The organism is Neiella litorisoli (genome assembly GCF_014773395.1).
Lineage (GTDB): Bacteria > Pseudomonadota > Gammaproteobacteria > Enterobacterales > Neiellaceae > Neiella > Neiella litorisoli.
In genome coordinates, this window is record NZ_JACXAF010000008.1 from 112,178 (window position 1) to 125,894 (window position 13,717).

The following is a 13,717-nucleotide window of genomic DNA, read 5'->3' on the forward strand; positions in this document are numbered from 1 at the left end:
CGCACGGGTGCGGCGGCAGGGCCTTCAGCAGTTAGTAACCTTCACAATCACTCTGGGCGCTATGATCGCAGCCGTCGCGGCCAATGTAGCTTTGAGTTGAGTACTCATCCATCCGCAATTTGGTCAATGATTCATTGGCGTCGCTCAGCATGTCCATGTAGCTGATAAAGCCCTGCGCATACTCGGTGTACGTATCAACAAAGCGACCAGCGTTGTAGACCACACCAAAGGTGTCATAGCCATCGCGACCTGAAGCAATAAAGTCATTGGTGACCACAGTGTAAGTGGCAGCTAGATCAATTGCTGCCCAATCACCCGCTACACGCGAATTGACTTCAACATTGCTGATACGGCTACCTTCTGAAGCACTGGCATCAACGTCGTAGCGCAAGCCTGAAGCGTACGGGTAAGAGCCACTAGAGCCGCCGTCATCAATGGTGTTTGATAGCGCATCTTCAAGCACGGTGACAATCTCTTGCCCGGTCATGTCCATGGTGATCAAGGTGTTGGAAAATGGCAGCAAGGTGTAGGCATCAGCAATGGTGTATTCGCCTGCTGCGACATCAACTCGAACGCCACCACCGTTTTGAATGCCAATGTCGGCAGTTGGCGTGACCATCAAGAATGCTTTGGCGACGATATTCGAAATATCACTCCCCCTGGCATAAGTCGCCGATGCATCACAAATGGTTGAACGGCCTTGACCCGGATAGCGCTCTAAACACAAATCATCAGCCACCTGGCCAATGACAGTTTGCTCCAGCACCTCGACCTGCTCATCAAAGCTTGCTAGCAATGCTTCAGTGTTAGCATTGGGCTCAACAGCCATAATTTCAGGAATTGTTGCTAAGGCATCAACAACCAATTGTGCATCAGTGCCTGAGAGGACTCGATATTCGCTATCGTTATATTCATAAACAAATTCAGCAGTCACTGGCATCACTGGCGTGCCTTCACACGACTGCACAACACCCTTCTTATCGAAACTGGCTTCAAGCTTGCCCATCAGATGGGCGTATTCCCACGCTTGAACCACACAAACCGCTTCACCATCGGCATTAGTGGTCAACGCTGGGTAGCTATCGATGACATTAAAACCAGCCTCGGCCAACTCACTAGAACCCAGCAAGGTGTGAGAATCACCACCAACAATGACATCAACACCCGACAAACCCTGCGCCAGCGCTAAGTCATTCTGATATTGGTAATGCGTCACCAAAATAATCTTGTTGACGCCATCGTCACGCAGTTCATCAATGTACTGTTGCGCCGTGGCCATTTCATTGAGGAATTCAGTGCCGTCATCAGGCTGTGATGAATTCTTAGTTTTATCAGCAATATCAATACCGATTAAACCAACTTTCTCGCCTTGAAAGCGCATCACGGTGTAAGGCTGAATATACCCTTCGGCAATAGCGGAAGAAGAATCTGGTACCACGTTGGCCGCCAGCACTGGCGTATCACAGCTATCACTACTGAGAAAATCAAGGAACTTTGCAAGGCCAGCATCACCATCATCAAACTCGTGATTACCCAACGCGAATACATCAAAACAGATGTCGTTCATAACAGCCGCGTCTGCTTCGCCTTCGAACAAGCTGTAATAAAGTGTGCCAGTAATGGCATCACCGGCGTGAATTTTGATTGGGTTAACACTCGATGCGGTCATCTCATCGAACAGGGTTTTCATCATCGCAAAGCCACCGTAGGTGACTTCAACTTCTTCGATTGCTTGACCTGCTTCATTAGTCGCCGACAGGTTCAGCGCAGAGACATCGTAATCAAAATCATCAGCGGCGATGTGAGAATGATGGTCGTTCATATGCAACAAGGTGACGTTAATTGCCTTGTCGTCGTTGTCATTGCAGCCTGCCAATGCTGCAGTTACCAAACCAGCGATTGCCAGTTGCTTAAAGCCTTTCATGTCACTTCCTTGATTGAGATTGTAGGGAGGATTATCAGCGGTCCATCTCAAGGGAAATGAATGACAGTTCAATGGCAGCGGCGTGACAAAGATATTAAAAATAATGAACAGGCATATAGAGCCGTTGTCTCGATGTTTTAGAACTAAGTATGGGATTTAGTCTGTCGATAGATGCAAGTCGTTGAATTGCATTGCTCACAGCTGTGCTCACGAAAACGCACTCTGGAACCAACGCCAATCAGGCCACTGATCGATTTAATCGGCATCATCAAGCAACTTTCGGTCAGTTCAATGCCGCAAAACTTGTCGGGCAACAAGTCGAACAATGCTCGCTGCTCGGCGATATTCCATGAGCAATATCCTGGGCTGTATCGGTTGGTTATTTTCAAACCCTGACTGGCTAAATCCTGCTGCAAGCGATGCTGGATCTGGTTCATCGCTTGTTCCACCAAACAAGAACCCATCACGTCAACGACATACCCTTCTAGCAGTAGACCTTGTGCCATCAGCTGTTTCGAGCGTTTGGCGATATAGTGACCAGCAGAGCAAGCAAAAACCGCGATTTGTTCAGCTCGCTTGTAGTAGCTGAAGTTGCGCCTACCGGGGCTGAAGATCGATTGCTCTAGTTGAATCGTGTGGTCATCTAAATCTAGCTCACAAGGCAATAACCGATAGCCGCCAAGAATCTCTGGGTTGCAGGGAAACAACTGCTGTTCTTGCGCCATCAAATCAGCAATTTCAGTGGGCAGTTGGTCTGCTGGATACCCCATCAAACTGGCAATATCTGCCAGCTCCAAGTCAAAATCATTCAGACCAAATTGATACTGAGTCAAGTTCATGATGCATACCTGCGAACAATTTGACGAACCTGTTTGCTTGTCAAGGTTTCGCTAAACGCTATCAGCTCGGCGGCACCGCTATAGCTGCTGACCGCTGCAACCTGACAGTTTTCAAACACCGAATGAAAACTCAAGGTGACATCTTCTGGCGTTTGCACAAAGCCCTTGATGCGAATGCAATCATGTTGCAGTTCGGCCAATAGCGCATTGAGATTTTCTTGAGTAAAACGCTGATGTACTCGCACCACACAAGCACTTAATTGTTCAGGCCGATCGGCAGACTGGCGGCCATAGTATTGCCCAGCTGCAAGATGACTCGATTCGGTGAGCTGTGACAGGCAAATTCGGCCATGCTCAGTCGGATAAATTGCGGCATGTGGATTCATAGACCGGAGCAAGCGACTCAACTCAGTCAAATCGCCGGGGTAACAATCTTGCTTATTGAGTAGTACGACATCAGCAATCATGATTTGATGACGAGTGCGGGCTAACATTGCCAGACTGCGCTCGATATTAGCGGCATCAACCAGTGTGATGATCTGGTCGAGGACCAACCGCTCGGATAATTCATCGGCTTGCAACAGTTCGACGATGTTAATGGGATCCGCCAAACCTGAGGCTTCAAGCACGATGTAATCGGGTTGATATTCATCCAGTAAGCGCTCGAGAGTATGAATAAAGTGACCGAGCAAACACACGCAAAACACCGAGCCATTATTTATTTCAATTAACTCAAACTGATCATTGGCCAACTTCAGCTCTTTGCCATCAACTCCCGAAGCGGCAAATTCATTTTGGATCACAGCCACCCGGGCCGACTCCCCCCAGTCGCTGAGCATGTGTTTGACTAAGCTCGTTTTACCGCTGCCAAGAAAGCCGGTCACCAAAATGAATTTGCAGGTCATTTACTTCTCCGCCAGCTCCTTCTCTGCCAAGTCCTTCTTCACTAGGTCTTTCTTCACCAAGTAATGCTTAATCTTGGCGGTGATTTCGCTGACTGGCGGAATTTGCGAAACAAATTCAATATTGCCGTCCATGACAATGGTTGGAATATTGCGCACGCCGAGGGTCGCCATCATTTGAATCCCCTCCGCTTCTTTAACCCGATGCTCTTTATAAATGACTTTGCTGCCCGCTGACTCTGCTGCTCGGGCAACGGCATTGACCATGTATTGGCACGGTGCGCATGATGACGAATCCAAGGTGATGACATCGACCACCACTTTATCAGTTTGCCAGTGCTCGGACAGATCGAGCAATTCAACGTCCAAAGTCGGCGCAGAAGCAGCTCTCAGTTGGCTTTGCAACATCTCATCATGAACCAGCTCACTGACCGCTACGAGGTTTTCAGTGGGGGTCGCCATCGCTAAATCACAGCCCGGAGCTAAGATAAAACCTTGCTTGCCGCCCGTGTCCATGCAGGACAATGCATCAAATCGACAATCTTGTTCATTACCCATTAGCAGCGATAAGGTCAGCTTGATATTGCCGCCAAAGCTGACCTGATTGGCCAATGCAATATCGCGAACAAAATCGAGCGGAATGTTCTCATCGATGGAAATATTGTCCGGCTTGGTTTGGCACATTACCTCGATATTCTGCTTGGCGTTGCCACAGACAAAAAACGAACTCAAAGCGCCCTGCTCTCGAACATTGGCAAAAATCTCAGTGCCATATGGTGAGACAAAGGTTTCGAACGACATGGGATCAATTTGACTAGTCATCGGGTCAACGACCGCAATGACATCCGCGCCGGCTTCGATATAGGCATCGGCCATCATATTGGCGACATCGGTCGTAAAGCGCATGATCTGATGGACTTCATCTGGCTCCATCATCATCTTCATGAAAATATCAGTGCCGAGTAAATGCAATGCCAACGTAAACGGCCCAGTGATTAGGCCATAGAGCGCCAGCTCCGGATGTTGGTCGCGCAGTCGCCGAGTCGCTTCCATCACCACAGGAATACGGCCTTTGCAGGGGCAAGGGACTTTCATTTCTGCCAGAGCCACACCTTGACTCAGTGGATGGCTAATCACCGCTGGCGGATTGTCATCGGCCCAGGCTAACTCGCAGCCCAACGCTTCTGCTTCAATCTGCAAATCAAACGCCACCGGAATGCCATCGGGGTTGTAGAGATCAATGGCTTTGTTGACCCCAGCGACAATATTGTCTGCCGATTTAAGAAATTCAGTGGCCGTCATGCCCAATAGGCTGCCCGCATGCGCACCGACAAATGGCACCCATGGAATTCGGTCAACGGGCTTTAACTGCATGGCTTGTTGAATGAGTGATAAACCTTTCATCTGCTTACCCTAGATTGTCAATTCGATTAAATGATGGAGCTCTCGGCTGTTAACAGCAGACCTCAGCAACGCTGGTCTGTTAAGACGCTAGCCGGTTGAGGTACTCAACCACGCCTTGCGGATCTGGGTTATAACTATCCGCCCCTATCTGATCGCAAAATTCCTGATTGACTGGTGCGCCGCCAATGCAAACGGGACGATCCGGCTCTGCTTGTTTGATTTTGGCGACAATGTTCTTCATGTTTTCCATGGTGGTCGTCAATAAGGCAGACAAACCAACCGCAGCGCCGGGGTGTTTTTCCATCTCGGCAATAAAGGTTTCAGCACTGACATCAACACCCAGATCAATCACTTCATAGCCATTTCCTTCAACCATCATCGCGACTAGGTTTTTACCGATGTCGTGCAAGTCTCCCTCGACCGTACCGATAATAAAGGTGCCTTTACGGGCGCTACCTTCCTCGGCAAACAGTGGCTTCAAGTGGTTCATCGCCGCTTCCATTGCTTTGGCCGACATCAACACCTGCGGCACAAACACCTGGCCATCGCGAAATTTAACGCCAATTTTTTCCATGCCAATGATCAAGGCTTGCGACAAAATATCACTGGCGCTATGGCCAGCCTCGAGAAGTTGTTGGGTTAACTCATCAGCGCCATCTTGGCCTTTCATATCGGGTGGGTACGGCGCATCTTTGTTGACCTTGCCGAACTCAATGCAGTGGGCCAGTTGTGCTAGTAACTCGTTCATTATTGATTCAGCCTTTTGTAGTCAGATTGGTTTTGCGCCATTTCGATAAACTTAAGAATGTTCTCTAAACTGGTGTCGCTTTCTACCGAGTGCGATGGCGAGAAGATATAGCCGCCCTCTTTGCCAAGCTCGAGCAAGCGTTTCGATTCTTGCTCTACTTCCTCAACGGTGCCGAATGGCAATACTTTTTGCATCGACAGGCCGCCATGGAATGCCAACCGGCCGCGATATGCAGGTAGAATTTCATCCAGATCCATCACTTCAGGCTGAAACGGGTTAAAACAATTGAGACCGCATTCAATCAGGTCGGGGAATAGCTCATCAACATCACCACAGGAATGAATCATCACGTACTTGCCATGCTCACGCGCCAAGCCGTACATTTTCTTCAGCTGTGGATAGACAAATTCTTTCCAAGTGTCATAACCGAAGATCAGCCCCTTCTGCTGACCCCAATCATCGCCAAAGTAAATAGCGTCAATGTCGTACTCCATGGCTTTGCGCATCTGCGCCATGTTGTATTCAGCAATGCGATCGAATAAGGCATGAACGAAATCTGGATACATCATGAAATCCATCAACAAATTTTCGATGCCACGCATGCTCCAAGCGCGTTCATACAGGCTGAAGCCGATTTGGAACACTCGAAAACGATCGGGCTTTTTAGCGATTTCTGATTCGATGTTGGCGAAGAATCGAGGATCTAAAGGGTCAGGAAATTCAACGCCATCCATCGATGGTTGCTCAATTAGTGGTGGCTTAATCGGGTCTCCAATGTCTTTGTCGACACTGCGGTCCCAAACCACGCCAAAGACATCCTTGTGCATATCCGGCTCAACTTCTTCGAAGAAGCCGATATCGCTACCCAGATTAAGAATGTGATTGCCCAGAGGGATATCTAAGTCATCCTCAGCAAAATACTGTTGCAGCATTTGCTTGGGCTCTTCGGTGAATTTAAAAGACCAAGGCACATAAGGCGGCTTCTCGCCATCCAGTACCATTTTGATCACTTCGCGTTTGGTCACCATGCAACAATCCTTAGCAAGTCATTCGTCTTGAAAAATAATTTACCTTCAGACCAAGACAAGAAATTCAAACGGGATCACACCAGGCAGCACAGAACCCCAACAAATTGTATTAATTACAATTTTTAATAATTGCCATTTTTTTACATCAATCAAACAAATAATTATGTGTACTATTTTTCCCTCAATCTATTCGAAATTTCCTTTCATAGAATTGCCAATTATTAGCCAATCAACCGGCAACAAGCTCCATCTTGGCGATGGAGCGATCGCAACTGACAAATTGGCAGTAATAAACGAGACCTAGGTTTAAGTTTTCACTGGTCCGAGCTGTTAGCTTCTACTCGCGTATCTGTCGGTAAATTAAGGAACCAGCCGTGACCAGCCAATCACCACAACAGCCACTCGTTAAGATGTCTATCGACAGCGGCATCGCCCATGTCAGCCTCAACCGCCCAGAAAAGCACAACGCTTTGGATATGGCGATGTTTGTCGCTATTGATGATGTCATCAAAACCATTGGTCGAAACAGCAGTATTCGTGCCGTTGTGGTTTCCGGAAATGGGCCAAGCTTCTGCTCAGGACTAGACGTCAAATCGGTGCTGTCCGATAGCAAGAGTGCCATCAAATTGTTGTGGAAATGGCTGCCGGGGAATGCCAATTTGGCGCAGCGAGTCTGTGTCGGCTGGCGTCGATTAAAGGTGCCAGTGATCATGGCGCTGCATGGCAAATGCTGGGGTGGCGGGATGCAAATCGCCTTAGGTGGCGATTATCGGATAGCCGCCAGGGATTGTTCGTTAGCCGTCATGGAAGCCCGCTGGGGCTTAATACCGGATATGGGCGGCACCCTTGCCCTACGGGAATGCTTAGGCGCCGATCAGGCGATGTTGCTGGCAATGACGGCGGCGCCCCTAAGAGCGCGGCAAGCGCGCAAACTAGGGTTGGTTACTGAGGTCGTCGATCAACCGATCGCTGCGGCAATGGCGCTGGCTGAACAATTAGCCGCCCGCTCGCCAGATACCAACCGAGCAATCAAGGCCGTTTACCATCGTGCTTGGTGCCCCGCTGAACGGCGTATTTTGGCGCAAGAAACGTTGAATCAAATCCGCATTATCGCAGGCAAGAATCAACGTATTGCAGTGAGGCGTGAGCAGGGCCAGCACGATCTACAGTTCAAATAGTTCAGCTTACTCGACGCTATTACGCTCAACGATACCCATCATTTTGTAGGTCAGTAACGCGGCGCTAAATTCGTAGGCGTGGAACCCTTTGATCGGTGCAAACTCCATGACATCAAAACCGATGATTTGGCGCTGACGGGCGACCGATTCAAACAAGTTGAGGGTTTGATACCAACTCAACCCACCCGGTACAGGCGTTCCGGTTGAGGGGAAAACCGATGGGTCCATGCCGTCAATATCTAAGGTGAAAAATACCTTTGATGGGAAATCCGCAGGCAACTCGAAGCTTTGAATATTGTTTGGCACCAATTCATCGGCATCGAGATAATGCACCCGGCAATCGCTTCGGATCTCGCGCTCTTCATGACAAAACGCGCGGATCCCCAATTGAAATAGTGGGATCCCTTCGTCCACCACGCGCTTCATCACCGATGCGTGGCTATAGGGGTTGCCTTCATAGGCTTCACGCAAATCAGCATGAGCGTCAATTTGAACCACACCAAAATCGCGCTCGCCGGCTGCTAGCAAGCCTTTGATCACGCCATAGGTCACGGTATGCTCACCGCCTAAAGCAATCGGAAACTTACCGGCCTCAACGATGGCTTGAGTGGCTTTGGCAATATTGTTGACCACCTGCTCGGCACTGCCTTCCATCGATACCGGCGGGTGAGTATAAATACCCTGCTCGCTCGGCGTTGATTTGCCATCCCAGGTTTCGAGCTGCCAACTGGCTTCGAGAATAGCGGCCGGCCCCAAGGCCGTGCCGCCGCCGTACGAAACAGATTCTTCGTAGGGCACTGGCAAAATGTGAAAACGGGCCTGCTCGGCACTTGGATGCTCAAACTCTGAGCCTAAAAACACCGGATAGCCCGGCGCAGCAAGTTGATCAAATTGTTCCATTGTTCAGTCCTAACAGCCACTAAGTTCGACGCTTTTAACCATCAGCTAACCATCAGCGGCATCATGATTGATTCGAATTATGACAACCGATGTTTAAAGTCTGGGTAGCCAAATTCTCGCACCACGCGAAGCGCATCGGTTTCAGAGTTCCACAGGGCAATCGCCGGTAAGCCAATGCCATTGAAGGTCGATGTTTTGACCATGGTGTAATGACTCATGTCATCAAACATCAAACGCTGCCCCACTTGCAGTGGCTTATCAAAACTGTAATCACCCATGACATCACCGGCTAAACAGGTTTGGCCGCCGAGTCGATAATCGTGGGCCTTCTGTCCCCGCTCGCCCGCTTGCCAGATCTCCGCGCGGTATGGCATTTCTAAGGTATCGGGCATATGACAGGTCGCCGAGGTATCAAGGATCGCCAAATCCATTTGATTGTGAGTGAGATCCAGCACTTCTGACACCAGCACGCCAGAGCGAATGGCAATGGCCTCGCCTGGCTCAAGATAAACCTGCACATCGTATTTGGCAGAAAAGGCTTTAATCCGCGCAATTAAGCCATCGACATCATAATCAGGGTGAGAAATGTGATGACCACCGCCGAAATTGACCCACTTCATTTGGCCAAGCAAATGACCGAATTGGCGCTCAACCGCAGCCAAGGTTCGGTCTAGGGGTGCAAAGCCTTGCTCACACAAAGTATGAAAATGCAGACCGCTGATGCCAGATAAATCTTGGCCGGAAAACTCTGCGAGCGGAATACCCAAACGAGAGCCAGCAGCGCAGGGATCATAAATCGGCGTGGCGCCTTCTGAATGCATTGGGTTGATCCGCAGGCCGAAATCTAACTCTGGGTTGTCTGCCAACGCAGCCTGAATTTGCGGCTGAAAGCGTTGCCACTGAGCAAAAGAGTTAAACACCACGTGATTAGAAATTTGCAGAATTTCTGGCAAATCTTTGGCGGTAAAAGCAGCACTGAAGGTGTGTACTTCATGGCTACCCTGTTGGCCGCCAAATTCTTCGTATCCGAGCTTGGCTTCATGCAAGCCGCTGGCGCAGGTACCCGACAGGTACTGTTTAACCAGTGGTGCCAGCGCGAACATGGAGAACGCCTTGAGTGCCAACAACACTTTGGCACCGGACTCGTTTTGCACTCGGGCAAGAATCTTCAGGTTATGCTCAACGGCAACTTCATCAACCACAAAACAGGGTGATGGCACGCGGTTAGGATCAAAGGAGTGGAAAGTTGTGGCGACCACATTGGTCATGATGAATTACCTTGAGTTTTTGCAAATGGCCATAGCCAGACAAACTACATCATTGATTAGCAACAAGAGTATGCTGTTATTCAGCGGCGGCCAGTTAGTCGAGTTCGTTACTGAGGGCTGACTCGAGCCGGAGTACACACTGAGTCAGCAAGCTTCACAGCTGAAAATTCGCTCAATGGGAGCCAAGCGACAAGCCGCTGTATGAGACGCCGTAAAATCATCCCTGATGGCTCAGCTGCCGCATCCCTGCGGCAGATGCTCTGACAACTACTTATCCCTCAGCTCCCTTGGTCTGTTCCCTTCCGTTAAACCAAATCGAAACCTGGCTCTTCAATCACCTGCCATGGCAAACCATACTGGTTCAAATCCGCCATAAACGGATCTGGATCCAATTGCTCCATGTTCCACACACCGGCTTTCATCCACTTGCCTTCCAGCATCATTTTGGCGCCAATCATCGCTGGCACACCTGTGGTGTAGGAAATCGCTTGCGACTGTACTTCACCGTAGCAGTCTTGGTGATCTTTGATGTTGTATACGTAAACCGTGCGCTCTTTGCCGTCTTTTACGCCTTTGACCACACAACCAATACAGGTCTTGCCTTTAGTGCGTGGGCCAAGCGTTGACGGATCAGGCAGCAGCTGTTTGAGGAACTGAATTGGCACAATTTCAGTACCATTGAAGTTCACTGGCTCAATGCCGGTCATGCCAACGTTACCCAAAACTTCTAAGTGCTTGAGGTAGCTGTCACCGAAGCTCATCCAGAATTGCGCTTTATTCAGAGTTGGGTAGTGCTTGGTCAGCGACTCCAACTCTTCGTGATACATACGGTAAATGTTGTAAGTACCGACACCATCTGGGCAGGTGAACTCTTGCTTAAGCGACATGGCTGGTGTTTCGACGAACTCGCCGCTCTCCCAGTGACGGCATTCAGCGGTCACTTCGCGGATGTTGATTTCCGGGTTGAAGTTTGTGGCGAATGGGTAGCCGTGGTCGCCACCATTGACGTCAATGATATCCAGCGTGTGAATTTCATCGAAGTAGTGTTTGGCTGCATAGGCGGTAAATACGTTGGTTGAACCCGGATCAAAGCCAGAGCCCAACAACGCCATCAAGCCTGCTTTTTCAAATTTTTCTTGATAAGCCCACTGCCACTTGTATTCGAATTTAGCGGTATCCAGCGGCTCGTAGTTGGCGGTATCCAAGTAGTGGGTGCCGGTCTCCAAACAAGCATCCATGATGGTCAGATCTTGATAGGGCAAGGCCACATTGATCACCATAAATGGCTTCACTTGATTAATCAGCGCAACCAGCTCTGGCACGCAATCAGCATCAACCTGAGCGGTTTCAATATCGCGGCCGTAATTAGCTTTCACTTGCTCAGCAATTGCTTTGCATTTCGACTCAGTACGGCTGGCCAGCACGATTTCACTGAAAACTTCTGGCACTTGCGCGCATTTGTGGGTGACAACCTGGCCAACGCCGCCGGCACCAATAATTAATACTTTGGACATGTCGGTATCCTTAATAGTGTTCTTCTTCGTAGTATGTGTAGCCTTGCATACTGGCGTTAAAGGCTTTCATCATTTGTTGCCGCTCACGGACCGTGATCCGCCCTTCCCTGACGGCGCGCTCCGCAGTTTTACGGTAACGCTCCAGCATTTCTTTTGGCTGGTATTCCACATAACTCAGTACATCGGCAATGGTATCGCCCTGAATTTCTTTAACAAAATCATAGCTACCATCGCTGTTGAGGCGAACGCTCACAACGTGAGTATCACCAAACAAATTGTGCAAATCGCCCAGCGTTTCCTGATAGGCGCCAACTAAAAACACCCCCAGATAATAGTCTTCACCACGCTTTAATTCATGCAGCGGCAAGGTGTTTTTAGCGCCGGTCCAAGGATCAATAAAGCGGTCAATCTTGCCATCGCAATCACAAGTAATATCGGCCAATACCGCTTGCCGAGTTGGTTCCTCATCCAAGCGATGAATTGGCATTACTGGGAATAATTGCTCAATCGCCCAGATATCTGGCAGCGATTGAAACAGGCTAAAGTTGCCGTAATAAATATCAGCCAACGACTCACGCAGCCCTTCCATATCAGAAGGAACACGCGGCATTTGGTCGACAATATCGGCGATCTTGTGAAGAATATCGAGGAACAGGTTTTCAGCAATTGAGCGCGTACGGAGATCGATTTGACCTCGTTTAAACAACTCCCGAATTTCCTGCCGGTGGAAGTGAGCATCGTTGAAACACTCCTGAACGCGTTGCGGTCTCAGGTAGGTCAAAATGTCACGCATGTGGCGCAACTGCTCGTGTTCGTTTTCCGTTGGCTCTGGCAGGTTAGTCGGCTCGAACGTGTTGACATCAAGAATGTTGAACAACAGCATTGACGCATACGCGACCGTGGCTCGGCCGGACTCAGTGACAATCGTTGGGTGAGCAATATCGTAGCGGTCCATGGTGGTTTTAATGCTATCGACAATATCTTCGCAATATTCTTCGAGCGTGTAGTTGCGGCTTTGGCCATCGGTCGAGCGAGCACCTGTGTAATCCACCGCCAAGCCGCCACCAAGGTCAATGTAGGACAGTGCCGCGCCTTCTTTGGTCAAGTCGGCATAGAAGCGGCAGGCTTCGACCACGCCAGAGCGAATTTCGCGGATATTAGGAATTTGCGATCCCAAGTGGCAGTGCAACAACTCGAGGCAATCAAGCATTTCGTGTTGCTTGAGTTGATCAACGACATCGATGAGCTGGGTGGTACTCAAGCCAAACACGCCACGGTCACCACTGGTGGTGTTCCAATGGCCACTAACCTGAGTGGTCATTTTGACCCGTACGCCGATCCGCGGGCGAATGCCAAGCGCCTGACTGCGCTCAATAATAATCGGCAGCTCAGAAGGTGTTTCTAACACAAAGAAGCAATTAAAACCGATCTTGTTGGCATGCAAACCAAGCTCAACGAACTCCGCATCTTTGTAACCGTTACAGACAATCAAACTGCCAGGTTCTTCCAAAGTTGACAGCACCGCAATCATTTCGGCTTTGCTGCCCACTTCAAAGCCATGCTGGTAACGCGCACCAAACGCGGCAATTTCTTCAACCACCTGAGCCTGCTGGTTTACTTTGATGGGAAACACGCCACGGTATTTGTTCTGATAGCCACATACCTTGATGGCACGAGCAAAGGCTTCGTTTAAACGAAACAGCTGGGCATCGAGAATGTTCTCGATTCGCAACAGCACTGGCATCGACATATCACGCTCAGCGATGCCCTGAACAATATCCATCAACGGCACTTCAGTATTGAGCGTTTTGGCTGTGACAAAACCGTCTTTATCGTAACCAAAGTAATCATTGCCCCAACGTTCGAGGCTATACAGCTCAGCTGATTGTTCAGTGGTCCATGGGACCGACGAGTGCAGTTTCTCGTTACCTTCCAACGCGTGATCTCCAGAGTATCCTTGCCACCAGCCAATGCTGGCAGTTCATTTTTTGGCCGTGCAATTTACCCCAAAA

11 protein-coding genes are annotated in these 13,717 nt (G+C 49.5%); 1 reads left to right on the forward strand and 10 read right to left on the reverse strand.

From position 1 onward, the window contains the following. Positions 1-31 precede the first annotated feature (31 nt). The 6 genes from nadN to IC617_RS07740 form a co-directional block, all read right to left on the reverse strand. The gene (gene nadN / locus IC617_RS07715; RefSeq protein WP_191144410.1) at positions 32-1,924 is read right to left on the reverse strand and encodes an NAD nucleotidase; all 1,893 of its coding nucleotides are present in this window, start codon (positions 1,922-1,924) and stop codon (positions 32-34) included. Between the two features lie 143 nt (positions 1,925-2,067). Beyond that, the gene (locus tag IC617_RS07720; RefSeq protein WP_191144411.1) at positions 2,068-2,763 is read right to left on the reverse strand and encodes a vitamin B12 dependent-methionine synthase activation domain-containing protein; all 696 of its coding nucleotides are present in this window, start codon (positions 2,761-2,763) and stop codon (positions 2,068-2,070) included. Beyond that, on the reverse strand, positions 2,760-3,668 hold the full coding sequence (locus tag IC617_RS07725) for a CobW family GTP-binding protein (RefSeq protein ID WP_191144412.1): 909 nt from the start codon (positions 3,666-3,668) through the stop codon (positions 2,760-2,762). The genes IC617_RS07720 and IC617_RS07725 overlap by 4 nt, the downstream gene beginning before the upstream one ends. After that, on the reverse strand, positions 3,669-5,069 hold the full coding sequence (locus tag IC617_RS07730; protein WP_191144413.1) for a uroporphyrinogen decarboxylase family protein: 1,401 nt from the start codon (positions 5,067-5,069) through the stop codon (positions 3,669-3,671). Positions 5,070-5,148: 79 nt separating this feature from the next. Next, positions 5,149-5,817, reverse strand: coding sequence for a corrinoid protein (locus IC617_RS07735; protein ID WP_191144414.1), 669 nt, complete (start codon positions 5,815-5,817; stop codon positions 5,149-5,151). Then, on the reverse strand, positions 5,817-6,845 hold the full coding sequence (locus IC617_RS07740; protein WP_191144415.1) for a uroporphyrinogen decarboxylase family protein: 1,029 nt from the start codon (positions 6,843-6,845) through the stop codon (positions 5,817-5,819). Before IC617_RS07740 ends, IC617_RS07735 begins: the two co-directional genes overlap by 1 nt. 374 nt (positions 6,846-7,219) lie before the next feature. On the opposite strand from IC617_RS07740, the gene IC617_RS07745 reads away from it, so the two are divergent. Then, positions 7,220-8,023 carry a crotonase/enoyl-CoA hydratase family protein gene (locus IC617_RS07745; protein WP_369410381.1) on the forward strand — a complete coding sequence of 268 codons (804 nt, stop codon included), beginning with the start codon at positions 7,220-7,222 and terminating at the stop codon, positions 8,021-8,023. 6 nt (positions 8,024-8,029) lie between these two features. Here the strand turns inward: IC617_RS07745 and speB are convergent, their stop codons facing one another. The 4 genes from speB to speA form a co-directional block, all read right to left on the reverse strand. Beyond that, entirely contained in the window at positions 8,030-8,923 is an 894-nt protein-coding gene (gene speB / locus IC617_RS07750) for an agmatinase (RefSeq protein WP_191144416.1), read from the reverse strand. Between the two features lie 77 nt (positions 8,924-9,000). Next, positions 9,001-10,191: a carboxynorspermidine decarboxylase gene (nspC, locus tag IC617_RS07755; protein WP_191144417.1), complete on the reverse strand. Its 1,191-nt coding sequence runs from the start codon at positions 10,189-10,191 to the stop codon at positions 9,001-9,003. A gap of 305 nt (positions 10,192-10,496) precedes the next feature. Continuing rightward, entirely contained in the window at positions 10,497-11,705 is a 1,209-nt protein-coding gene (locus tag IC617_RS07760) for a saccharopine dehydrogenase family protein (RefSeq protein WP_191144418.1), read from the reverse strand. Positions 11,706-11,715: 10 nt separating this feature from the next. Then, complete coding sequence (gene speA / locus IC617_RS07765) at positions 11,716-13,641, reverse strand: biosynthetic arginine decarboxylase (RefSeq protein WP_224745874.1); 1,926 nt, start codon at positions 13,639-13,641, stop codon at positions 11,716-11,718. Positions 13,642-13,717 lie beyond the last annotated feature (76 nt).